This is a genomic window from Serratia marcescens, from assembly GCF_001902635.1.
GTDB classification, from domain to species: domain Bacteria; phylum Pseudomonadota; class Gammaproteobacteria; order Enterobacterales; family Enterobacteriaceae; genus Serratia; species Serratia marcescens_F.
In genome coordinates, this window is the sequence record NZ_MJAO01000005.1 from 57,329 (window position 1) to 81,289 (window position 23,961).

Consider the following 23,961-nt stretch of genomic DNA (forward strand, 5'->3'; position numbering starts at 1 on the left):
AGGCAAGTGATTCGGGTAAGAAAGGGCGGCCGACAAAGATGCAGCTTGAAGTGTGATGGGTAAATAGCCGAAAACGGAAACGAGAATCTCATGAGTGACTACAAGAATACCCTGAACTTGCCGGAAACAGGGTTCCCGATGCGCGGCGACCTCGCCAAGCGCGAACCTGGCATGCTGCAACGTTGGTATGAACAGGATCTGTACGGGATTATTCGTACTGCCAAAAAGGGCAAAAAAACCTTCATTTTGCATGACGGCCCTCCGTATGCGAACGGCAGCATTCACATTGGTCACTCGGTTAACAAGATTCTCAAAGACATTATCATCAAGTCGAAAGGGATGGCCGGCTTCGACTCGCCTTATGTGCCGGGTTGGGACTGCCACGGCCTGCCGATCGAACTGAAGGTTGAGCAGCTGTACGGCAAACCGGGCGAGAAGCTGACGGCGGCCGAATTCCGCCAGAAGTGCCGCGAGTACGCGGCCGAGCAGGTTGAAGGCCAGAAGAAGGACTTCATCCGCCTGGGCGTGCTGGGCGACTGGGATCGCCCGTACCTGACCATGGACTTCAAAACCGAAGCCAACATCATCCGCGCGCTGGGCAAGATCATCAGCAACGGCCACCTGCTGAAAGGCGCCAAGCCGGTTCACTGGTGCACCGATTGCGGATCGTCGCTGGCGGAAGCGGAAGTGGAGTACTACGACAAGACTTCGCCGTCGATCGACGTGGCCTTCCATGCGGCCGACGCGGCTGCCGTGGCGGCCAAGTTCGGCGTGAGCAACTTCAGCGGCGTCATCTCGCTGGTTATCTGGACCACCACCCCGTGGACCCTGCCGGCCAACCGCGCGATCTCGCTGCACCCGGACTTCACCTATCAGCTGGTGCAGGTTGACGGCCAGTGCCTGATCCTGGCGGCCGAGCTGGTGGAAAGCGTGATGAAACGCGCCGGCATCACCGAGTGGACGGTGCTGGGCAGCTGCAAAGGCGCCGATCTGGAGCTGCTACGCTTTAAACACCCGTTCATGGACTTCGACGTGCCTGCGATCCTCGGCGAGCACGTGACGCTGGACGCCGGTACCGGTGCGGTGCACACCGCGCCAGGCCACGGTCCGGACGACTTCGTGATCGGCCAGAAATACGGCCTGGAAGTGGCCAACCCGGTAGGGCCGAACGGCTGCTACCTGACCGGCACCTACCCGCTGCTGGACGGCAAGTTCGTCTTCAAGGCCAACGATCTTATCGTGGAGCTGCTGCGTGAGAAAGGCGCGCTGCTGCACGTCGAGAAGTTCCTGCACAGCTATCCGTGCTGCTGGCGCCACAAGACGCCGATCATCTTCCGCGCCACGCCGCAATGGTTCGTCAGCATGGATCAGAAAGGCCTGCGTCAGCAGTCGCTGGAAGAGATCAAAGGCGTGCAGTGGATCCCTGATTGGGGCCAGGCGCGCATCGAAATGATGGTAGCCAACCGTCCGGACTGGTGCATCTCGCGTCAGCGTACCTGGGGCGTGCCGATGTCGCTGTTCGTACACAAAGAAACCGAGCAGCTGCACCCGCGCAGCGTTGAGCTGATGGAAGAAGTGGCCAAGCGCGTCGAGCAAGACGGCATTCAGGCCTGGTGGGATCTGGACGCGGCCGACATCCTCGGCGCGGAAGCCGCCGACTACGTGAAAGTGCCGGATACGCTGGACGTGTGGTTCGATTCTGGTTCCACCCACGCCTCGGTGGTCGATGTGCGTCCTGAGTTCCAGGGCCACAGCGCCGACATGTATCTGGAAGGCTCCGACCAACACCGTGGCTGGTTCATGTCATCGCTGATGATCTCCACCGCGATGAAGGGCAAGGCGCCTTACAAGGAAGTGCTGACCCACGGCTTCACCGTCGACGGCCAGGGCCGCAAGATGTCCAAGTCGATCGGTAACACCGTCAGCCCGCAGGACGTGATGAACAAGCTGGGCGGCGACATTCTGCGTCTGTGGGTGGCATCGACCGATTACACCGGCGAAATCGCGGTCTCCGACGAGATCCTCAAGCGTTCCGCCGACTCTTATCGCCGCATCCGCAACACCGCGCGCTTCCTGCTGGCCAACCTGAACGGGTTCGAGCCGAGCACCGACTGCGTAGCGCCGGAAGACATGGTGGTGCTGGATCGCTGGGCTGTCGGCCGTGCGCTGGCGGCGCAGCAGGATATCGAGCAGGCTTACGCCAACTACGACTTCCACGAAGTGGTGCAGCGCCTGATGCAGTTCTGTTCGGTCGAGATGGGCTCTTTCTACCTGGATATCATCAAGGATCGTCAGTACACCGCGAAGAGCGACAGCGTCGCCCGCCGCAGCTGCCAGACCGCGCTGTTCCATATCGCGGAAGCGCTGGTGCGCTGGATGGCGCCGATCATGTCGTTCACAGCAGATGAGATCTGGGGCTTCATGCCGGGCAAACGCGCGCAGTACGTGTTTACCGAAGAGTGGTACGACGGCCTGTTCGGGCTGGCGGACGGTGAGCCGATGAACGACGCCTTCTGGGCCGAGCTGCTGAAAGTGCGCGGCGAAGTGAACAAGGTGCTGGAGCAGGCGCGTGCCGACAAACGTCTCGGCGGTTCGCTGGAAGCGGCGGTGACGCTGTATGCCGACAGCGAGCTGGCGGCGCGCCTGAACAGCCTGCAGGATGAGCTGCGCTTCGTGTTGCTGACCTCTGCGGCGAGCGTTGCGCCATTGGCGGATGCGCCGGCCGACGCGCAGGTTTCCGAGCTGTTGAAAGGGCTGAAGATCGCCTTCAGCACCGCTGAAGGTGAGAAATGCCCGCGCTGCTGGCATTACACCACCGATATCGGCCTGGTGGCGGAGCACGCAGACATCTGCGGCCGCTGTGTGAGCAACGTCGCCGGCGACGGCGAGAAGCGTAACTTTGCCTGAGAACTCGCGCCTGATGAGTAAATCAATTTGTTCGACCGGCCTGCGTTGGCTGTGGGTTGTGGTGGCGGTGCTGGCGCTGGATTTCGGCAGCAAGCAGTGGATCCTCGCTAACTTTGCGCTGGGCCAGTCCCAGCCGTTGATCCCGTCGTTCAACCTGTTTTACGCGCGCAACTACGGCGCTGCGTTCAGCTTCCTGGCCGATCATGGCGGCTGGCAGCGCTGGTTCTTCGCCGGCATCGCCATCGCCATCGTCGCGGTGCTGCTGGTGATGATGTACCGCAGCACTGCGCAGCAGAAGCTGAACAACATCGCCTACGCCTTCATTATCGGCGGGGCGCTGGGCAACCTGTTCGATCGCCTGTGGCACGGTTTCGTGGTCGATTTCATCGACTTCTATGTCGGTGACTGGCACTACCCGACCTTCAATCTGGCGGACAGCTTTATCTGCGTGGGCGCGGCGATGATCGTGCTGGAAGGTTTCCTGTCGCCGGCGAACAAAGGCGCAAAGAGTAAAGGTGAGTAATATGACGGCTCAGGTTATCAGTGACAGCGCGGTGCTGGTTCACTTTACGCTGAAACTGGAAGACGGTTCGACCGCCGAATCCACCCGCAGCAGCGGCAAACCGGCGCTGTTCCGTTTGGGGGACGGCAGCCTGTCGGCGCCGCTGGAAGAGCAGTTGCTCGGCCTGCGCGCGGGCGACAAGCACGCCTTTACCCTGCAGCCGGAAGCGGCGTTTGGCGCGGAGAATCCGGATCTGGTTCAGTTCTTCTCGCGCCGCGACTTCGCGGAGACCGGCGTGCCGGACGTGGGCACCATCATGCTGTTTACCGCTATCGACGGCAGCGAAATGCCGGGCGTGGTGCGTGCGGTGGCGGAAGATTCGATCACCGTCGATTTCAACCATCCGCTGGCGGGCCATCCGGTGACCTTCGATATCGAAGTGCTGGAGATCGATCCGCAGCAGGAGGAGACGCATGCAAATATTGCTGGCTAACCCGCGCGGCTTCTGCGCCGGGGTTGATCGTGCGATCAGCATCGTTGAACGCGCGCTGGAGCTGTATGGCGCGCCGATCTACGTGCGGCATGAAGTGGTGCACAACCGCTACGTGGTCGACAGCCTGCGCGAGCGCGGCGCGGTGTTTATCGAAGAGATCGCCGAAGTGCCGGACGGTTCGATCCTGATCTTCTCTGCGCACGGCGTTTCTCAGGCGGTGCGCGCCGAAGCCAAGGCGCGCGATCTGACCATGCTGTTCGATGCCACCTGCCCGCTGGTGACCAAAGTGCATATGGAAGTGGCGCGCGCCAGCCGCCGCGGCACCGAAGCGATTCTGATCGGCCACGCCGGGCATCCGGAGGTGGAAGGTACCATGGGCCAGTACAGCAACCCGCAGGGCGGCATGTACCTGGTCGAGTCGCCGGAAGACGTGTGGAAGTTGCAGGTGAAGAACGAAAACAACCTGTGCTTCATGACGCAGACCACGCTGTCGGTGGATGACACCTCGGACGTGATCGACGCGCTGCGTCAGCGTTTCCCGAGCATCATCGGCCCGCGCAAGGATGACATCTGCTATGCCACCACCAACCGCCAGGAAGCGGTGCGCAACCTGGCCGGCGATGCGGACGTGGTGCTGGTGGTGGGGTCGAAGAACTCCTCCAACTCCAACCGTCTGGCGGAACTGGCGCAGCGCGTCGGCAAACCGGCCTATCTGATCGACTCGGCGGCGGATATTCAGGAAAGCTGGTTGAGCGAAGCGCGCAACATCGGCGTCACCGCCGGCGCCTCGGCGCCGGACGTGCTGGTGCAGGAGGTGATCTCGCGCCTGAAAGCGCTGGGCGGCGTGGACGTGCATGAAATCAGCGGGCGTGAAGAGAACATCGTGTTCGAAGTGCCGAAAGAGCTGCGTGTGGACGTTCGTCAGATAGACTGACATGCGCTGGCGAATAACAACGGGGAGCTCAGGCTTCCCGTTTTTTTTGGGATGCGTGCGGTGTTAAAAATAAAATCCTGCGAATATTCAAATTTTCTGCTAACTAAAGTCAAATTTATTCTGAGCATTTGAAATAACGGCGATGCAATTAATTATATGACTGACAATAAAGTCATTAATCGCGATATCATTAGCGTGCAATCTAAATAAGGCCTGGTGTCGGTGCAGTGATTACAATAATTACAATAGGTGGTGTTGCAGATGTTTCTTATTTTATTATTGGCGAATATGCTCTACGGCGGTTAATCCTTTCTCCTGCAAATAGATTTTCACATGCTCCAGCAATCGTCGTACTTTTAATGGCTGGATCTCCCGGCGCGGCATTATGGCATAGCAATTAATTTCCGGTAATCGCCAGTCGGGCAATATTTCAATCAGCTCGCCGCTGCGCAATTCACGCTCAACGTTGGCGAAGAAATTGCGAATGATGCCCTTGCCGGTCAGCGCCAACTCCTTCATCGCCATACCGCTGTTGGTGAACAAACGGCCGGTCATGCGCATGCGGTGCTCACCGCCGTCGCGATGGATCAGCCGAACAAACTGCGGGTTGCCGAGCGGCGTAAAGGTGACCCAGTGGTGGTGCGTCAGCGCCTGCGGGCAATCCGGCACGCCGTGGCTCGCCAGGTAGGCCGGCGAGGCGCACAGCACTTCGCGGCAGCGCGCCAGCCGCGTGGAAACGTAGCTGGAATCGGCCAGCACGCCACCGCGTATCGCCAGATCGATGCGTTGCGTGATGAGGTCTATCTTCTCATCGTGGATTTCCAGCCGCAGCGTGAGCCGCGGGTGCTCGTCGAGGAAGCTTTGCAGCGCCGGCACCAGATAGTGAGTGGCGAATTCGGTGGAAGTGGCGACGCGCAGCTCGCCGACCAGCTCGCCGCGCAGCGCGGCGATCCGTTGCTGGCCGCGTTCTGCGGCATGGATCATCAGCAGACAATCTTCATAAAAGCACAATCCGGCTTCGGTCAGGCTCAGTGAACGTGTCGATCGCAGCAGTAATTGAATGCCCAGATGATTCTCCAGCTGGCGAATATGCTGGCTGACGGCGGAAGTCGTCATGCCCAATTCTTTTGCCGCCATGCTGAATGCGCCGCAATCCACCACTTTTGAGAAAATGGCCATGCGTTTTAATATATTGCTCATAGTTTGTTAAGCACAACTTAACCAAGATTGTGAGTTATACGGGCTAATAATATAGCACCATCTCTTCTATATTGCCTGAAGCATATAAACGCCGGGCTAGTTATTATTTGCAGGGGGTTTGTCTCTTTTTGATAAATCTTATTGCGCTTATCAATAATACACCCGTGCCACATCGTAACAGGAGCTCATTGTGGACAGCGCGCAGAAAGAAGAAATATCGTTAAAGATCCTACGTGAATTATTGCACTATCGCCGCCGTTTCCCCGGTGACGACACCTCGATTGCCGAAGAAGAGCTGCGGGTCACCCAAGTGCAATTGCCGCGCATTCGGGCATTCATTGAAAACGAACAACGCATTGAGTTCGTGCTGCCGGCCTTTCCGACCAAGTCGCCCAACACCAATAAGGTGATCGGCGCGGTGCCGGACATGGCGGAGCGTTTGTCGCTGATCTTCCTTAACTCGTTATGCCAGCGCATCCAACTCTATTACCCGCCGGGCGCGCATATCGTTATCTGCTCCGACGGCCACGTATTCGGCGATCTGATCCGCGTCAGCGACGAAGCGATCAACCACTATCAGCGTGAGATTGAAAATTTGCTGCATGAAGTGGGTGCGACACACCTGAGCGTGTTCAACCTCGGCGACGTCAAGGGCCTGGCGGAGCACACCGATGACTACGACCTGCTGCGCCGGCTGTTGGTGGACGGTTATGCCGAATCGGAAGAGGCGATCAAGCAACAGCTGATGCGGGATGAGCAAGGATTGATGTTATACCGCGCCATCACGCGCTTCCTGTATGAAGACAGCCAGCTGCCGGGCTACAGCGGTTCCAACGCCGCATTGCAAAAAGACGCCAAACAGCGCGCCTGCGGCGTGATCCAGCGCAGTTGGGCCTGGGGCAACCTGTTGGCACAACATTTCCCGGCGGCGATCCGCCTGTCGATTCACCCGCAGCCGGTCGACAGCCTGAAGATGGGTATCCACATGATGCCGACCAAAGACGATTGGCTGACGCCGTGGCACGGCGTGGCGGCCAACGTGAACGGCCAGTTCGTGCTGATGAAGCGTAAAGACGCGCAGAGCCTGGACGGCGAACTGGTGGAGATCCGCGGCGCGCCGAGCCACTACCTGATCGAACAGCCGCAGGTGGCATAACGCTTTTTGCGCCCGTAATCCTGGCGGGCGCGTTTTTGACGGCACGTTGCCGTGTGAGCAGCACATTCGATGCAAGGAGAATCACCGATGAACAACCAACCGCTTAATTGCCATATCCAACCGAATACCCCGTTCGGCGCGATCCTGACGCCGCAGCATCCGGGGCAAAAGATCGGCGAGCTGCCGGTGGCGGCGCTGCGAGCGCTGGCGCAGGAACACCACTTGCTGGTGCTGCGCGGATTCGACTCCGGTTTCAGCGAGGCGGAAGTCCTGACTCGCTATGCCGAACAGTGGGGCGAGATCATGATGTGGCCGTTCGGTGCGGTGCTGGACGTGAAGGAACATCCGGACGCTAAAGACCATATCTTCGACAGCAGCTATGTGCCGCTGCATTGGGATGGCATGTATAAGCCGACCATCCCCGAGTTCCAGTTGTTCCACTGCGTGGCGGCGCCGTCGCAGGATGAGGGCGGGCGCACCACCTTCGTCGACACCACGCGCCTGTTGGCCAACGCGGACGAAGCGCAGCTGGATCAGTGGCTGGCGGTGTCTATCACCTATCGCATCAAACAAGTGGTGCATTACGGCGGCGAAGTCTGTTCGCCGCTGGTGGTGCAGCACCCGAACGGCAGGGGATTGATCATGCGCTACAATGAACCGCCGACGGAGGGAAAAAAATTCCTCAACCAGCATGCGCTGGAGTATCACGGCGTGCCGGCGCAGCAGCAGGAACAGTTCCACCACACCCTGCAGCAGCATCTGTACGACCCGCGCCACTACTATGCCCACCAGTGGCAACAGGGGGATGTGGTGGTGGCGGACAACTTCTCGCTGCTGCACGGCCGTGAGGGCTTTACCGCCCGTTCCGCGCGCCATTTGCAGCGTGTGCATATTCAGAGCAACCCGGTGTGCGCCAATCTGGCCTTGAAGCCGGCCAACGCAGAAGCGTAAAGGAGCATTATGGCAAGGATACTGATGGCGGCGGTCGCCACTCCGGGGCACGTCTACCCGATGTTAGCTATCGCTCGCCACCTGATCGCGCAAGGGCATCAGGTGCGGGTGATGACCGGCGCGCTGTTTCGCGAACGCGCCGAGGCGGCGGGGGCGAACTTCGTGCCGTTCGACGCGCAGGTGGATTTCGATTATCGCCACCTGGAAGAGCACTTTCCGGCGCGCGCCGCCCTGCCGCCGGGCAATGCGCAGATGGCGCTGGCGCTGAAGGATTTCTTCGCCGCACCGATCCCGCTGCTGGATCGGCAGCTGCGTGCGGCCATCGCCGCCGAACAGACCGATCTGCTGATGGTGGAGAACTGCTTCTACGGCGTGCTGCCGCTGCTGCAGTCCGCCGAGCGGCCGCCGGTCTTCGGTATCGGCGTCACGCCGCTGTCGTATTCTTCGCGCGATGCTATTTTTTATGGCCCGCGTATCCCGCCGGCGCTGCTGCCGCAGGCGTTGACCCGTGAGCAACTGGTGGATGAAGAAACGCGCGTGCTGCTCGATGAAGTACAGCAGAGCTTCGATGCGGCGCTGGTGCAGGCGGGCGGGCAGGCGCTGGATCGCCCGTTCACCGACGCGCTGATCGGTGGCTGCGAGCGTTTCCTGCAGCTGGCTACCACGGCGCTGGAATATGAGCGTGACGATCTGCCGAGCGGTGTACGCTTCGTCGGTCCGCTGCGCAGCGGCGGCCAGCCAGCGGCGGAAGAAACGCTGTGGGAGGTGGATGACCGTCGGCCGTTGGTGATCGTGTCTCAGGGCACGCTGGCCAATGTCGATCTGCATCAGCTGATCGTGCCGACGCTGCAAGCGCTGGCGCATCTGCCGGTGCGGGTGCTGGCCACCACCGGCGGGCGGGCGACGGAAGGGCTGATGGAGGCACTGCCGGGCAACGCCCGAGTGCGGGAGTTTATCTCCTTCGAACGCTGGCTGCCGCAGGCAGCGTTACTGATCACCAATGGCGGTTACGGCTCGATCAATTATGCGCTGGACAGCGGCGTGCCACTGATCGTCGCCGGTACTGGCGAGGACAAGCTGGAGGCGGCCGCGCGCGTGGTGGCCGCCGGCTGCGGCATCAGCCTGCACACCAGCACGCCGAGCGCCGAACAGATCCTGGCGGCGGCGACGCGCATTCTGCAACAGCCGATCTATCGGCAACGCGCGGCGCTGGTGAGTGAGGATTATGCCCGCCACGATGCGCTGACGGCGATCGCCAACGAAGTGGCCGCCATTACCGCCTGACCTCGCCGTTCTCCCTTCTTCAGGCGCCGTTTTCGGCGCCTTTTTTCTGCATTTTTTTGCCATGTAAACTGCATGATTATGTACAATCGTCGCAGGCCGCCAAATCGGTTGAATGTTAATCTCACGACAGCGCCGCTGATGAAAGAAGGGCAATATCATAATTTTCTAATTATGAAATGAATCCTCTGGCGGCGCTGAAGCGGGGCAGTTACCCTGAATCGATAGCCTAATGGGATAGGCGTCAAATCAAGAAGAGAGCAAGCATGAGTGATTCACAAATCCGCATTGCGATTGCGGGCGCCGGCGGCCGGATGGGCCGCCAATTGATCCAGGCGGTGCAGCAGGCGGAAGGCGTGGTGTTGGGGGCGGCGCTATCGCGCCCGGGCTCCAGCCTGGTCGGCGTCGACGCCGGCGAGCTGGCGGGCATCGGTGCCTTGGGCGTCAAGGTCAGCGACAGTTTGGAGAAGGTGGCGAACGAGTTCGATATTTTGATCGACTTCACCCGCCCGGAAAGCACCCGGGGCTACCTGGATTTTTGCGTGGCGCACCACAAGGCGATGGTGATTGGCACTACCGGCTTTGATGACGCCGGCAAACAGGCGATCCGCGATGCGGCGCAGCATATCGGCATCGTGTTCGCCGCCAACTTCAGCGTCGGCGTCAACCTGGTGTTGAAACTGCTGGAGAAGGCCGCGCAGGTGATGGGCGACTATACCGATATCGAAATCGTTGAGGCGCACCACCGCCACAAAGTGGATGCGCCGTCGGGCACGGCGTTGGCCATGGGCGAAGCGATCGCCGGCGCGCTGGGGCGCGACCTGAAAAGCTGCGCGGTCTATGCGCGCGAAGGCCATACCGGCGAACGCGATCCGAAAAGCATCGGCTTTGCCACCATTCGCGCCGGCGACATCGTCGGCGAGCACACCGCGATGTTCGCCGACATCGGTGAACGGGTGGAAATCACCCATAAGGCCTCCAGCCGTATGACTTTTGCCAGCGGTGCGGTGCGTGCGGCTGCCTGGTTGCATAACCGGGATAAAGGTCTGTTTGATATGCGTGACGTGTTGAATTTGGACCAATTATAATTGATTTGAATACCACCGTGATGTGGTTGTATTGGTCGTAATGCTATGATAATCGGGCAATAATTTTATTGTCCTTTTTTTTTAACATGAAAAATGAGGCGTTGGTATTGTTTTGTTGTTGTGGTTGTTGTTTGTAGGTATTTTTGCTGCTAATTATCCCGTTTTTATCCACCGCAGCCAATTTAAGCATCTTTTTTAGCCCGTTCTGGCACCATTTTCCGTCATTCAGCCTCGCAACCGTTTTCCAGCTCCGGTTTTCTGTGTTTTTATCGCCGCTCAAGCCGCATGAGCGGTGAGAACTGCAAAAATAAAACAAAAAATGGCAGTTTGGGTAGACAAGCCAGGCACTCATCATTAAAATGCGCCCAATTTGCCAAAAATTGGCCTCGCGGACGGTTTTTGCATTGATTTAGATCGCGATATCTGAATTAATATGCAAATATTGTGATTGATTATTCCTCGGAGGGTGTTTTGATAAAGTCAGCGCTATTGGTTCTGGAAGACGGAACCCAATTCCACGGTCGGGCCATCGGGGCAGAGGGAACGGCAGTGGGGGAAGTGGTCTTCAATACGTCGATGACCGGTTATCAAGAAATCCTCACTGATCCTTCCTATTCCCGCCAGATCGTTACTCTTACTTATCCTCATATCGGCAATGTCGGCACCAATGCTTCCGACGAAGAATCCTCCGCAGTACACGCCCAAGGCCTCGTCATTCGTGACCTCCCGCTGATCGCCAGCAACTACCGCAACGAAGAAAACCTGTCTGACTACCTCAAGCGTCACAACATCGTGGCGATCGCCGATATCGATACCCGTAAATTAACCCGCCTGCTGCGCGAGAAGGGCGCCCAGAACGGCTGCATCATCGCCGCCGATTCGCCGGACGCCGCACTGGCCCTGGCCAAAGCGCAAGGTTTCCCGGGGTTGAAGGGCATGGATCTGGCGAAAGAGGTCACTACCCAAGAGGCTTACAGCTGGCAGCAAGGCAGCTGGACGCTTGAAGGCGACCTGCCTGAAGCCAAAACCGCCGCGGAACTGCCGTTCCACGTGGTGGCTTACGACTACGGCGCCAAGCGCAACATCCTGCGCATGCTGGTGGATCGCGGCTGCCGCCTGACCGTGGTGCCGGCACAGACCCCGGCCGCCGACGTGCTGAAGATGAATCCGGACGGCATCTTCCTGTCCAATGGCCCGGGCGACCCGGAGCCGTGCGACTACGCCATCGCCGCCATCAAACAGTTCCTGGAAACCGACATTCCGGTGTTCGGCATCTGCCTGGGCCACCAGCTGCTGGCGCTGGCCAGCGGGGCGAAAACCATGAAGATGAAGCTCGGCCACCACGGCGGCAACCACCCGGTGAAGGATCTGGACAACAACACCGTGATGATCACCGCGCAGAACCACGGTTTCGCCGTCGATGAAAACAACCTGCCGGCGAACCTGCGCGTCACGCACAAATCGCTGTTCGACCACACGGTGCAGGGCATTCACCGCACCGACAAGGCGGCGTTCAGCTTCCAGGGGCACCCGGAAGCCAGCCCAGGCCCGCACGACGCCGCGCCGCTGTTCGATCACTTTATCGAACTGATTGAGACTTACCGTTCTAACGCCAAATAATCAGGAGCAGTAAAAAATGCCAAAACGTACAGACATAAAAAGCATCCTGATCCTCGGCGCTGGCCCGATCGTCATCGGCCAGGCGTGTGAGTTCGACTACTCGGGTGCCCAGGCGTGTAAAGCGCTGCGCGAAGAGGGTTACCGCGTCATTCTGGTCAACTCCAACCCGGCGACCATCATGACCGACCCGGAAATGGCCGACGCCACCTACATTGAGCCGATCCACTGGGAAGTGGTGCGCAAGATCATCGAAAAAGAGCGCCCGGATGCGGTGCTGCCGACCATGGGCGGCCAGACGGCGCTGAACTGCGCGCTGGAGCTGGAGCGTCAGGGCGTGTTGGCCGAGTTCGGCGTCACCATGATCGGTGCCACTGCCGATGCGATCGACAAGGCCGAAGACCGTCGCCGTTTCGACGTGGCGATGAAGAAAATCGGTCTGGATACCGCGCGTTCAGGTATCGCGCACACGATGGAAGAAGCGCTGGCGGTAGCCGCTGACGTCGGCTTCCCGTGCATCATCCGCCCCTCCTTCACCATGGGCGGCACCGGCGGCGGCATCGCCTACAACCGCGAAGAGTTCGAAGAGATCTGCGAACGCGGTCTGGATCTGTCGCCGACCAATGAGCTGCTGATCGACGAATCGCTGATCGGTTGGAAAGAGTACGAGATGGAAGTGGTGCGTGATAAGAACGACAACTGCATCATCGTCTGCTCGATCGAAAACTTCGATGCCATGGGCATCCACACCGGCGACTCGATCACCGTCGCACCGGCCCAGACCCTGACCGACAAGGAATACCAAATCATGCGCAACGCCTCGATGGCGGTGCTGCGTGAGATCGGCGTCGATACCGGCGGCTCCAACGTGCAGTTCTCGGTCAACCCGAAAACCGGTCGCCTGATCGTTATCGAAATGAACCCGCGCGTGTCGCGCTCTTCGGCGCTGGCGTCGAAAGCCACCGGCTTCCCAATTGCCAAGATCGCCGCCAAGCTGGCGGTGGGCTACACCCTCGATGAGCTGATGAACGACATCACCGGCGGCCGCACCCCGGCGTCGTTCGAACCGTCCATCGACTACGTCGTGACCAAGATCCCGCGCTTCAACTTCGAGAAGTTCGCCGGCGCCAACGATCGCCTGACTACCCAGATGAAGTCGGTCGGTGAAGTGATGGCCATCGGCCGCACCCAGCAGGAGTCGCTGCAAAAAGCACTGCGCGGCCTGGAAGTGGGTGCCACCGGTTTCGACCCGAAAGTGAGCCTGGATGACCCGGAAGCGCTGACCAAAATCCGCCGCGAGCTGAAAGACGCCGGTTCCGACCGCATCTGGTACATCGCCGACGCGTTCCGCGCCGGTCTGTCGGTCGACGGCGTCTTCAACCTGACCAACGTCGACCGCTGGTTCCTGGTGCAAATTGAAGAGCTGGTACGCCTGGAAGAGCAGGTGGCCGAAGCGGGCATCAACGGCCTGAACAAAGCGTTCCTGCGCACCCTGAAGCGCAAGGGCTTCGCCGATGCGCGTCTGGCCAAGCTGGCCGGCGTCGCCGAGAGCGAAATTCGCAAGCTGCGCCACAGCCACGGCCTGCACCCGGTGTATAAGCGCGTGGATACCTGCGCGGCGGAATTTGCCACCGACACCGCCTACATGTACTCCACTTATGAAGAAGAGTGCGAGTCCAACCCGACCAACGACCGGCCGAAAGTGATGGTGCTGGGCGGCGGGCCGAACCGTATCGGCCAGGGCATCGAGTTCGACTACTGCTGTGTGCACGCCTCGCTGGCGCTGCGCGAAGACGGTTACGAGACCATCATGGTCAACTGCAACCCGGAAACCGTCTCCACCGACTACGACACCTCCGACCGTCTGTACTTCGAGCCGGTGACGCTGGAAGACGTACTGGAAATCGTGCGCATCGAGAAGCCGAAGGGCGTTATCGTACAGTACGGCGGCCAGACCCCGCTGAAGCTGGCGCGCGAGCTGGAAGCCGCGGGCGTGCCGGTCATCGGTACCAGCCCGGACGCTATCGACCGCGCCGAAGACCGCGAGCGTTTCCAGCAGGCGGTTAACCGTCTGGGCCTGAAGCAGCCGGCCAACGCCACCGTCACCGCCATCGAACAGGCGGTGGAGAAGGCGGCGGGCATCGGCTATCCGCTGGTGGTGCGTCCTTCCTACGTGCTGGGCGGCCGGGCGATGGAAATCGTCTATGACGAAACCGACCTGCGCCGCTACTTCCAGACCGCGGTCAGCGTGTCCAACGATGCGCCGGTGCTGCTGGACCGCTTCCTGGACGATGCGGTGGAAGTGGACGTCGACGCCATCTGCGACGGCGAGCGCGTGCTGATTGGCGGCATCATGGAACACATCGAGCAGGCGGGCGTGCACTCCGGCGACTCCGCATGTTCGCTGCCGGCGTACACCCTGAGCCAGGAAATTCAGGATGTGATGCGTCGCCAGGTGGAAAAACTGGCGTTCGAGCTGCAGGTGCGCGGCCTGATGAACGTGCAGTTTGCGGTGAAAGACAACGAAGTCTACCTGATTGAAGTCAACCCGCGCGCCGCGCGTACCGTGCCGTTCGTCTCCAAAGCGACCGGCGTGCCGCTGGCTAAAGTGGCCGCGCGCGTAATGGCGGGCAAAACGCTGGCTGAGCAGGGCGTGACTGAAGAGATCATCCCGCCGTACTACTCGGTGAAAGAAGTGGTGCTGCCGTTCAACAAATTCCCGGGCGTCGACCCGATTCTGGGGCCGGAAATGCGCTCTACCGGGGAAGTGATGGGCGTGGGCCGCACCTTCGCGGAAGCGTTCTCCAAAGCGATGCTGGGCAGCAACTCGGGCATGAAGAAACAGGGCCGCGCGCTGCTGTCGGTGCGCGAAGGCGACAAAGCCCGCGTGGTCGATTTGGCCGCCAGCCTGCTGAAGCAGGGCTTCGAGCTTGACGCGACCCACGGCACCGCCGTAGTGCTGGGTGAAGCGGGCATCAACCCGCGCCTGGTCAACAAGGTGCACGAAGGGCGTCCGCACATCCAGGACCGTATCAAGAATGGCGAATACACCTACATCGTCAACACCACGGCCGGCCGTCAGGCGATTGAGGATTCCAAGCTGATTCGCCGCAGCGCCCTGCAGTACAAGGTGCACTACGACACCACGCTGAACGGCGGCTTCGCCACCGCGATGGCGCTGAAAGCGGATCCGACCGAGCAGGTCACGTCGGTGCAGGAAATGCACGCGCGCATCGGCAAGTAACCGCGCGATAACGCTACACCAGGGGCGCTGCAGATGCAGCGCCCTTTTTTATTCAGCGAATTTGTCGGCTGGCGTTAAAAATTTCCGCTATCAATCAGTGGGCAAACTGTCACCCTGTGTGATTGGTATATGCTTGGTGTATTGGCAAGGAACGAAGGAACGACGACAACAATGATTCTGATAATTTACGCTCACCCATATCCCCGGCATTCGCATGCCAATCAGCGCCTGTTGCAGGCGGTGAGGGATCTGCCCGAGGTGGAGGTGCGCTCGTTGTATGAGCTGTACCCCGATTTCAATATCGACATCAACGCCGAACAGCGGGCGCTGGAGCGCGCTGACCTGGTGGTGCTGCAGCATCCGATGCAGTGGTACAGCCTGCCGCCGCTGTTAAAGCTGTGGATAGACAAAGTGTTGGAGCACGGCTGGGCCTACGGTCATGACGGCAATGCGCTGGTGGGCAAAGACTGCCTGTGGGCGGTGACCAGCGGCGGCGATGAGCACCATTTCGAGCTGGGTGACTTTCCCAATTTCGCCGCGCTGGCGCAGCCGCTGCAGGCCACGGCGATCTATTGCGGCATGCACTGGCAGCCCTATTTCGCCGTGCACAATACCTTTACCTGCAACGAGCCGGCGCTGCTCGCCGCCGGTGAAGCCTACCGTCAGCGATTGGTCGATTACCTGATGGAATATGCCGAAGCGGAAACGCGGGAGGCCAGCCATGGATAACCACCACATGATGATAGAGGGGCTGATCTATCTCGGTTCCGCGGCGCTATTCGTGCCGATCGCGGTGCGGCTGGGACTGGGCTCGGTGCTGGGTTACCTGATCGCCGGCTGCATCATCGGCCCCTGGGGGCTGAAACTGGTGTCGGACGCCGAATCGATCCTGACCTTCGCCGAGATCGGCGTGGTGCTGATGCTGTTTATCATCGGCCTGGAGCTGGATCCCAAGCGGCTGTGGACGCTGCGCGCCTCGGTGTTCGGCGGCGGTAGCATTCAGATGGTGGGCTGCGGCCTGGCGCTGAGCGCCTTCTGTTACTTCCTCGGCCTCAACTGGAAAGTGGCGCTGCTGATCGGCCTGACGCTGGCGCTCTCTTCCACCGCCATCGCCATGCAGGCGATGAGCGAACGCAACCTGACGCCGTCGCCGATCGGCCGCAGCGCGTTTGCGGTGCTGCTGTTCCAGGACATCGCGGCGATCCCGCTGGTGGCGATGATCCCGCTGCTGGCCAGCAGTGGCGCCACCACCACGCTGGGCGCTTTCGTGCTGTCGGCGGCCAAGGTGGTGGGCGCGTTGACGATCGTGGTGCTGCTCGGCCGCTACGTCACCCGCCCGCTGCTGCACTTCGTCGCCCGTTCGGGTATGCGCGAAGTGTTCAGCGCCGTGGCGCTGTTCCTGGTGTTTGGCTTCGGTATCCTGCTGGAGATGGCCGGGTTGTCGATGGCGATGGGGGCGTTCCTTGCCGGGGTGCTGCTGGCGAGCTCGGAATACCGCCACGCGCTGGAGAGTGACATTCAGCCGTTCAAAGGGCTGCTGTTGGGGCTGTTCTTTATCGGCGTCGGCATGTCGATCGACTTTGGCACGCTGTTCCATCACCCGCTGCTGATCGCCTCGCTGCTGCTGGGCTTTATGCTGATCAAGGCGGCGCTGCTGTGGCTGATCGGGCCGTTGCTCGGGGTGCCGAAGCGCCAGCGCGGCCTGTTCGCCATTCTGCTGGGGCAGGGCAGTGAATTCGCCTTCGTGATCTTCAGCGCCGCGCAGCTGGCCGGCGTACTGCCGGTCGAATGGGCCAAGTCGCTGACGCTGGCGGTGGCGCTGTCGATGGCGGCCACCCCGCTGCTGTTGGTGATCGCCGCGCAGCTGGAGAAAAACGCGCCGAAAGAGGAGCGCCCGGCGGACGTGATCGACGACGAGAACGCCAGCGTGATCATCGCCGGTTTCGGCCGCTTCGGCCAGATCGCCGGTCGTTTACTGTTGGCCAACGGTGTACACACCGTGGTGCTGGACCACGATCCGGACCATATCGAGACGCTGCGCAAATTCGACACCAAGGTATTCTACGGCGACGCCACGCGCGCCGATCTGCTGGAGGCCGCCGGTGCTGCCCACGCCAAGGTGTTGATCAACGCCATCGACGACGTGGAGGACAGCCTGGAGCTGACTGAGCTGGCCAAGCAGCACTTCCCGCACCTGAAAGTGGTGGCGCGGGCGCGCGATGTCGACCACTGGTATCAACTGCGGCAGCTGGGGGTCGAGAACCCGGAGCGCGAAACCTTCGAAAGTTCGCTGCGCATCGGGCGTGAGGCGTTGGAGCTGTTAGGGTTGGATGCCTATGAGGCGCGCGAGAAAGCGGATACTTTCCGCCGCTATAACCTGAAGATGCTGGAAGATACGCTGGATAACTACCAGGATACCGAGTTCCGTATCGCCAGCCTGCAGCGGGCCAAGGAAATGCTCAGTGCGGCCATCGAGCAGGATAAAAATCGACTGGCGCGGGCGCAGCAGACCGGCTGGCGCGGCAGTATCGACGGCAAGGCGCCGGAGGATGAAGTGGTGGAAGCCAAAGGATGACAGCAGGGGCGCCGTGATGGCGCCCCGTTTTTTTCTCAGCTCAGCGCGACCTTGATGCCTAAGGCGATCAGCATACCGCCCAGCAGTTTGTCGACGATCTTCTGGGTTTTTTCCAGCCCGCGGCGCACTGGCCCGCTCTGGATCAGGAACACCAGCAGTGGCCACCAGATGACCGACAGGCCGAGGATAATCCCCGCGTACCACAGCTTGTCGCCCAAACCGGAATCGATTTGCAGCACTTGGGTGAATACCGCCAGGAAGAACAGGGTGGCTTTCGGGTTCAGCAGGTTGCACAGGTAGCCTTGCACAAAGGCGCTCTTCAGGCTGACCTGTTGCTGCGGCAGATTGCTGACGTTCATTTTGCCGCCGCCGCGCGACAGCAGCGCCTGGATGCCGATCCACACCAGATAGATCGCCCCGGCGTATTTCAGCAGGTTAAACAGCCACGGCGTGGTGGTGATCACCACCGCCAGCCCGGCAACGCAGTAGGACATGTGGGTGGCGACGCCGCAGATCACGCCGAAGGCGGTCATCATGGCCGCCAGCCGTGGATAGCGGGCGGCGTTTTTGATCACCAGGAAAAAATCCGGGCCGGGGGAGAGCATGCCGAGGGCAGCGATGCCGGCGACGAACAGCGAAGTTTCAAGCATGGGAGGCGTCTCGCGCAAAAGACAGAGTTCTGGCGATAATAACGCCGCTTCCTCTGATGCGCATCAACCCAATGAGGTATTGTTAGGCTCTATGATAATTATTCATCTACCGCCAATGACGGAGCACCATGCAGCAGACTACCGCCACAGACATGCCGGAACCGCACCGGCAACAGCGTGAAATCACCCGACTGTGCATTCAATGTGCGCTGCTGCTGTTGCAGCACGGCGCCGAGAGCACGGTGGTGGAGCAACTGTCGACCCGCCTGGGGCTGGCGCTGGGGATGGACAGCGTGGAAAGCTCGATCTCCGCCAATGCGGTAGTGTTGACCACCCTCAGCCACGGCGCCTGCCTGACCACTACCCGCAAGAACGTCGATCGCGGCATCAATATGCAGATGGTGACCGAGGTGCAGCATATCGTGATCCTTGCCGAGCACCGGCTGGCGGATGCGCACGACGTGGCGCGCCGCTTTGAAAAAATACGCCCGCTGCGCTACCCACGCTGGCTGGTGGTACTGATGGTGGGATTGTCATGCGGTTGTTTCAGCATGCTCAACGGTGGTGGCGGCGACGCTTTCCTGGTGACCTTTATCGCCAGCGGCGCGGCGATGCTGGTGCGCCAGATCCTCACCGCCCGCCATATGAATCCGCTGATCAACTTTTGCCTGACGGCGTTTGTCGCTACCTCGATCTCTGGACTGCTGCTGCGCCTGCCGGCGTTTAAAGACACCTCGAGCGTGGCGATGGCCGCCAGCGTGTTGTTGCTGGTGCCGGGCTTCCCGTTGATTAACGCGGTGGCCGACATGTTCAAAGGGCACGTCAATACCGGTTTGGCGCGTTGGGCGATGGCCAGCCTGCTGACGCTGGCCACCTGCATCGGCGTGGTGATGGCGATGGCGCTGTGGGATCTGCGAGGGTGGGCATGAGTCTGTTGTGGGCCTTGTTGCAGGACATGCTGCTGGCGGCGGTGCCGGCGTTGGGCTTCGCCATGGTGTTCAACGTGCCGCTGCGCGCGCTGCGTTATTGCGCGTTATTAGGCGCATTGGGGCACGGTTCGCGCATGTTGCTGATGCACGCCGGCATGAATATCGAATGGGCGTCGTTTCTGGCGGCGATCCTGATCGGCGTCATCGGCATCTACTGGTCGCGCTGGCTGCTGGCGCACCCGAAGGTGTTTACCGTGGCGGCGGTGATCCCGATGTTTCCCGGCATTTCCGCCTATACCGCGATGATCACGGTAGTGGAGATTTCGCACCTTGGTTACAGCGAAGCGCTGATGGCGACGATGGTAACCAACTTCCTCAAGGCCTGTTTTATCGTCGGCGCCTTGTCGATCGGCCTGTCGTTGCCGGGCCTATGGTTGTACCGTAAACGCCCCGGCGTGTGAAATTTTCCGGCGGCGGTTCGTTGGCTATTAGATTGGCTGATAAGAGCTATCTTATATATTCATCTTGCTTGATTAGCCTATCGACGGCAGATAGGCCTTTACGTATAGTGTCACCAATTTTGCTGCCTACACAGGGTTAAACAATGATTATCAGCCTGATCGCTGCCTTGGCGGCGGATCGCGTCATTGGCATGGAAAACGCCATGCCGTGGCACTTGCCGGCGGACCTCGCGTGGTTTAAACGCAACACGTTGAATAAGCCGGTTATTATGGGCCGCAAGACCTTCGAGTCCATCGGCCGCCCGCTGCCGGGCCGCCACAATATCGTTTTGAGCAGCCGCCCAGGCAACGATGCCGGGGTGACCTGGGCGACGTCGCTGGATGAGGCGCTGGCCGCCGCCGGCGACGTGGAAGAGGTGATGGTGATCGGCGGTGGGCGCATTTATACCCAGCTGCTGCCGCGTGCCGATCGTCTGTACCTGACGCACATCGACGCCGAAGTCGGCGGCGATACCCACTTCCCGGATTACGAGCCGGACGAGTGGGAGACGTCGTTCAGCGAGTTCCACGATGCCGACGATCTGAATTCGCACAGCTACTGCTTCGAGATCCTGCAGCGCCGCTGATTTCAGCGCGTTAGCCAACTCTCCCCGAGGGCGCAAGCAATTGCGCCCTCGGTCTTTTTACGTCTGTCATCCGTAACCTTTCCGTCACATTTCCTGATTAGTATGAAGCCCAACTCCGAGCGCCCCGGCAACTCTGGTGAATCTTGATCGCGGCGCCATGACTAAAAAGGAAAACACGCTATGACCAAGCACATTGAGCAATTAGACGCCGATCGCCTGATCGATCCCGCTCGCCGCAAGCTGCTGCTCGGCAGCGCCGGCGCCGTCGGCCTGGCCGGTTTTCTCGGCGGCGGCATCTGGTCGGTCTCCGCCGAGGCGTTAGCCGAGGATCTGCCGCCGAACACGCTGCTGGGCTTTCAGGGCATCGCCGCGTCTACCGCCGATGAGGTGACGATTGCGTCGGGCTACCGCGCCGAGGTGTTGATCTCTTGGGGAGAACCGCTGGTGGATGGCGCGCCGGCCTTCGATCCGCAGGGCAACAACAGCGCCGCCGATCAGGAAAAGCAGTTTGGTGATAATAACGACGGCATGAGCTTCTTCCCGATCGACGATCGCCACGGCGTCATGGCCATCAATAACGAATACGTCAACGAGCAGTATCTGTTCGCCCACGGCGGCACCAAGGCTACCAGTCTGGAAGAGGTGCGCAAATCGCAGGCGGCGCACGGCGTCTCCATCGTGGCGGTGAAGCGCGTCGGCGATGGCCAGCGTTGGGAAGTGGAACGCCCGTCGCGCTATAACCGCCGCATCACCGCCAACAGCGAAATGCAGTTCAGCGGCCCGGCCGCCGGGCATCCGTTATTGCAGACCGCCGCCGATCCGAGCGGCCGCAAGGTACTGGGCACCTTCGGCAACTGCGCCAACGGCAAGACGCCGTGGGGCACTTACCTGACCTGCGAAGAAAACTTCGATACTTACTTCGGCACTCATCAGGCCGATTACCAAACCACGCCGGAACAGAAGCGCTACACGCTGAAGGCCAGCGAGCCGGAGCGCAACTGGCCGGACTATGACGAGCGCTTCGACGTGGCGAAGAACCCCAACGAATTCAACCGCCACGGTTGGATCGTGGAGATCGATCCGCTGAATCCGACGTCGACGCCGATCAAGCACACCGCGCTGGGCCGCTTCAAGCATGAGAACGCGGCGGTGACCGTGGCCAAAGACGGCCGTCTGGTGGTGTATATGGGCGACGACGAGCGCGGCGAGCACATCTATAAGTACGTCTCCAAAGGCGTGGTCGACGCTGCCAATCCGGCTAACAATCGCACGCTGCTGGACGAGGGGACGCTGTATGTGGCGCAGTTCGACGGCGACGAAGCCGGTACGCCGCTGAAGGGGAAAGGGCGCTGGATCGCGCTCGAGTTCGGCAAAAACGGCCTGACGCCGGAGAACGGCTTCCGCGACGAGGCCGAAGTGCTGATCTTCGCCCGCAAGGCGGCGCAGCAGGTCGGCGCGACCAAAATGGATCGTCCGGAGTGGATCGCGGTGAACCCGCATGACGGGCGCGCGTACTGCACGCTGACCAACAACAGCAAGCGCGGCGAGGAAGGGATGCCGCTGAACGCCGCCAACCCGCGGCCGAACAATATCTATGGCCAGATTATTCGCTGGGACGAAGGCGGTGACGCCACCGCCGGCACCTTTGCCTGGGACATGTATGCGCTGTGCGGCAATCCGATCGCCCATCCGGAAGGCGTCAACCGCGGCACGCCGAACATCACGGCGGACAACACCTTCAACAGCCCGGACGGGCTGGGCTTCGATCGCGCCGGCCGCCTGTGGATCCTCACCGACGGCAAGTACAGCAACAAGGGGGATTATGTCGGGCAGGGCAACAACCAGATGCTGGTGGGCGATCCGGCCAGCGGCGAGATCCGCCGTTTTATGGTGGGGCCGAAGTCCTGTGAACTGACCGGCATCACCTTCACCCCGGACTACAAAACGATGTTCGTCAACGTGCAGCACCCGGGGGAAGAGGGGGATTCGCACTTCCCGAACAACAGCCTGCGCCCGCGTTCATCGGTGCTGATGATCACGCGTGAAGATGGCGGGGTGATTGGGGCGTAAGGTGGTAAAGAGAACAAAGGCGGCCACGGGCCGCCTTTATATTTTCAGAACGCGGCTAATCTGCCGGCGTGGTCAGGCGCTGCGCCACGGCTGGCGGGTTGGGTAAAGTAGCGGCGGTCTTCCCAGCGCAGCATCGTCAGATCGCCGCCCCAGCAGCAGCCGGTATCCAGCCCGATCACGCCTTCCGGCGTGCCTTTGCCTTCCAGCGAGGCCCAGTGGCCGAAAATGATGGTGTATTCCGGATCCACCAGGCGCGGCAGTTCGAACCACGGCTTTAACGGCGCCGGCGCGCTGCCTGGCGCATCTTTGCAGATCATGTCGAGCTGACCGTTGGGGAAGCAGTAGCGCATGCGTGTCAGCGCATTGGTGCTGAAACGCAGGCGCGCCAGGCCGCTCAGTTCTGGCGACCAGTTGTTCGGCATGTCGCCGTACATGGCGTCGAGGAACAGCGGATAGCTGTCGCTGCTCAGTACGGCTTCCACTTCGCGCGCGCATATTTTCGCGGTGTCGATATCCCACTGTGGGGTGATGCCGGCGTGCGCCATCACCAGCTTCAGTTCGTCGTCCACCTGCAGCACCGGCTGGCGGCGCAGCCAGTTGATCAGCTCGTCGGCGTCCGGCGCCTCCAGCAGCGGGGTGATGCGATCTTTGGGTTTGTTGCGGCTGATGCCGGCGTAGACCGCCAGCAGGTGCAGATCGTGGTTGCCCAGCACCATGCGCACCGCCGGGCCGAGCGAGCGCACGTAGCGCAGCACGTCCAGCGAGGCGGGACCGCGCGCGACCAGATCGCCGGTCAGCCACAGCCGATCGCGCTCGGGATCGAAAGCAACCTGGGCCAGCAGCGACTGCAGTTCATCGAAACAGCCGTGAACGTCGCCGATAAGGTATGTCGACATAATTAATGGATCAGCGTTGGAATGGCTAAGCGGAACACGGGAATAGCGGTGCGGAACGGCTGACCCTGGTGGTCAACCATTTCGTAATGGCCTTCCATGGTGCCCAGCGGCGTTTCCAGAATGGCGCCGCTGGTGTATTGAAACTCTCCGCCGGGCGGAATGACGGGCTGTTCGCCGATCACCCCTTCGCCCTGAACTTCGGTTTGGCGGCCGTTGCTGTTGGTGATCAGCCAGTAACGGCCCAGCAATTGCACGTTGGTCCGCCCCAGATTGCGGATGGTGATGGTATAGGCGAAGACGTAACGCTCTTCTTCAGGGATCGACTGTGATTCCACATAGATGCTCTGAACCTGAATACACACGCGGGGCGAATCAATCATG

21 protein-coding genes are annotated in these 23,961 nt (G+C 60.7%); 16 read left to right on the forward strand and 5 right to left on the reverse strand.

The features are described from left to right. The first annotated feature begins 90 nt into the window (after positions 1-90). Genes ileS through ispH form a run of 4 tightly spaced genes read left to right on the forward strand, consistent with a single transcriptional unit; the run spans position 91 to position 4,836 of the window. Complete coding sequence (gene ileS / locus BHU62_RS06210) at positions 91-2,907, forward strand: isoleucine--tRNA ligase (protein ID WP_073529707.1); 2,817 nt, start codon at positions 91-93, stop codon at positions 2,905-2,907. A gap of 13 nt (positions 2,908-2,920) precedes the next feature. After that, a complete protein-coding gene (gene lspA, locus BHU62_RS06215; protein WP_073529708.1) occupies positions 2,921-3,430 on the forward strand; it encodes a signal peptidase II in 510 nt (169 codons plus the stop codon). A 1-nt stretch (position 3,431) separates the two neighbouring features. Next, positions 3,432-3,902, forward strand: coding sequence for an FKBP-type peptidyl-prolyl cis-trans isomerase (gene fkpB, locus BHU62_RS06220; protein ID WP_073529709.1), 471 nt, complete (start codon positions 3,432-3,434; stop codon positions 3,900-3,902). Further along, the gene (gene ispH, locus BHU62_RS06225) at positions 3,883-4,836 is read left to right on the forward strand and encodes a 4-hydroxy-3-methylbut-2-enyl diphosphate reductase (RefSeq protein ID WP_073529710.1); all 954 of its coding nucleotides are present in this window, start codon (positions 3,883-3,885) and stop codon (positions 4,834-4,836) included. Before fkpB ends, ispH begins: the two co-directional genes overlap by 20 nt. Positions 4,837-5,112: 276 nt before the next feature. Here the strand turns inward: ispH and BHU62_RS06230 are convergent, their stop codons facing one another. Next, the gene (locus BHU62_RS06230) at positions 5,113-6,036 is read right to left on the reverse strand and encodes a LysR family transcriptional regulator (RefSeq protein ID WP_073529711.1); all 924 of its coding nucleotides are present in this window, start codon (positions 6,034-6,036) and stop codon (positions 5,113-5,115) included. A 190-nt stretch (positions 6,037-6,226) separates the two neighbouring features. Here BHU62_RS06230 and pvcA point away from each other — a divergent pair, with 190 nt between their 5' ends. The 4 genes from pvcA (at position 6,227) to dapB (ending at position 10,512) form a co-directional block, all read left to right on the forward strand. Next, a complete protein-coding gene (gene pvcA / locus BHU62_RS06235) occupies positions 6,227-7,192 on the forward strand; it encodes an L-tyrosine isonitrile synthase (protein ID WP_073529712.1) in 966 nt (321 codons plus the stop codon). An 87-nt stretch (positions 7,193-7,279) separates the two neighbouring features. Beyond that, positions 7,280-8,143, forward strand: a complete 864-nt coding sequence (locus BHU62_RS06240; protein ID WP_073529713.1) for a TauD/TfdA dioxygenase family protein — start codon at positions 7,280-7,282, stop codon at positions 8,141-8,143. A gap of 24 nt (positions 8,144-8,167) precedes the next feature. After that, positions 8,168-9,427, forward strand: a complete 1,260-nt coding sequence (locus BHU62_RS06245) for a glycosyltransferase (RefSeq protein ID WP_073529714.1) — start codon at positions 8,168-8,170, stop codon at positions 9,425-9,427. A gap of 263 nt (positions 9,428-9,690) precedes the next feature. Next, complete coding sequence (gene dapB / locus BHU62_RS06250) at positions 9,691-10,512, forward strand: 4-hydroxy-tetrahydrodipicolinate reductase (protein WP_060422408.1); 822 nt, start codon at positions 9,691-9,693, stop codon at positions 10,510-10,512. Between the two features lie 43 nt (positions 10,513-10,555). On the opposite strand, the gene BHU62_RS24830 is transcribed toward dapB, so the two are convergent. Further along, entirely contained in the window at positions 10,556-10,867 is a 312-nt protein-coding gene (locus BHU62_RS24830) for a hypothetical protein (RefSeq protein WP_139282252.1), read from the reverse strand. Positions 10,868-10,983: 116 nt separating this feature from the next. On the opposite strand from BHU62_RS24830, the gene carA reads away from it, so the two are divergent. The 4 genes from carA to kefC all read left to right on the forward strand — a co-directional run bounded on the left by carA (position 10,984) and on the right by kefC (position 17,948). After that, the gene (gene carA / locus BHU62_RS06255) at positions 10,984-12,132 is read left to right on the forward strand and encodes a glutamine-hydrolyzing carbamoyl-phosphate synthase small subunit (RefSeq protein WP_073529715.1); all 1,149 of its coding nucleotides are present in this window, start codon (positions 10,984-10,986) and stop codon (positions 12,130-12,132) included. Between the two features lie 16 nt (positions 12,133-12,148). Beyond that, on the forward strand, positions 12,149-15,373 hold the full coding sequence (gene carB, locus BHU62_RS06260) for a carbamoyl-phosphate synthase large subunit (RefSeq protein WP_073529716.1): 3,225 nt from the start codon (positions 12,149-12,151) through the stop codon (positions 15,371-15,373). 171 nt (positions 15,374-15,544) lie between these two features. Next, a complete protein-coding gene (kefF, locus tag BHU62_RS06265) occupies positions 15,545-16,102 on the forward strand; it encodes a glutathione-regulated potassium-efflux system oxidoreductase KefF (RefSeq protein WP_073529717.1) in 558 nt (185 codons plus the stop codon). Further along, complete coding sequence (gene kefC / locus BHU62_RS06270; RefSeq protein WP_073529718.1) at positions 16,095-17,948, forward strand: glutathione-regulated potassium-efflux system protein KefC; 1,854 nt, start codon at positions 16,095-16,097, stop codon at positions 17,946-17,948. The genes kefF and kefC overlap by 8 nt, the downstream gene beginning before the upstream one ends. Before the next feature lie 35 nt (positions 17,949-17,983). Here kefC and BHU62_RS06275 read toward each other — a convergent pair whose 3' ends face one another. Continuing rightward, a complete protein-coding gene (locus BHU62_RS06275) occupies positions 17,984-18,598 on the reverse strand; it encodes a LysE family translocator (protein ID WP_073529719.1) in 615 nt (204 codons plus the stop codon). A gap of 128 nt (positions 18,599-18,726) precedes the next feature. Here BHU62_RS06275 and BHU62_RS06280 point away from each other — a divergent pair, with 128 nt between their 5' ends. From BHU62_RS06280 to BHU62_RS06295, 4 genes are all read left to right on the forward strand, one after another. Further along, positions 18,727-19,527: a threonine/serine ThrE exporter family protein gene (locus BHU62_RS06280; protein WP_073529720.1), complete on the forward strand. Its 801-nt coding sequence runs from the start codon at positions 18,727-18,729 to the stop codon at positions 19,525-19,527. Further along, on the forward strand, positions 19,524-19,988 hold the full coding sequence (locus BHU62_RS06285; RefSeq protein ID WP_073529721.1) for a threonine/serine exporter: 465 nt from the start codon (positions 19,524-19,526) through the stop codon (positions 19,986-19,988). Before BHU62_RS06280 ends, BHU62_RS06285 begins: the two co-directional genes overlap by 4 nt. A gap of 143 nt (positions 19,989-20,131) precedes the next feature. After that, positions 20,132-20,614 carry a type 3 dihydrofolate reductase gene (gene folA, locus BHU62_RS06290; RefSeq protein WP_073529722.1) on the forward strand — a complete coding sequence of 161 codons (483 nt, stop codon included), beginning with the start codon at positions 20,132-20,134 and terminating at the stop codon, positions 20,612-20,614. Positions 20,615-20,794: 180 nt separating this feature from the next. Next, entirely contained in the window at positions 20,795-22,684 is a 1,890-nt protein-coding gene (locus BHU62_RS06295) for a PhoX family protein (protein WP_073529723.1), read from the forward strand. A 44-nt stretch (positions 22,685-22,728) separates the two neighbouring features. On the opposite strand, the gene apaH is transcribed toward BHU62_RS06295, so the two are convergent. Both apaH and apaG read right to left on the reverse strand, forming a co-directional pair. Beyond that, positions 22,729-23,580, reverse strand: coding sequence for a bis(5'-nucleosyl)-tetraphosphatase (symmetrical) ApaH (gene apaH / locus BHU62_RS06300; protein ID WP_073529724.1), 852 nt, complete (start codon positions 23,578-23,580; stop codon positions 22,729-22,731). Positions 23,581-23,582: 2 nt separating this feature from the next. Continuing rightward, positions 23,583-23,960: a Co2+/Mg2+ efflux protein ApaG gene (apaG, locus tag BHU62_RS06305; RefSeq protein WP_015376624.1), complete on the reverse strand. Its 378-nt coding sequence runs from the start codon at positions 23,958-23,960 to the stop codon at positions 23,583-23,585. Position 23,961: the final 1 nt, after the last annotated feature.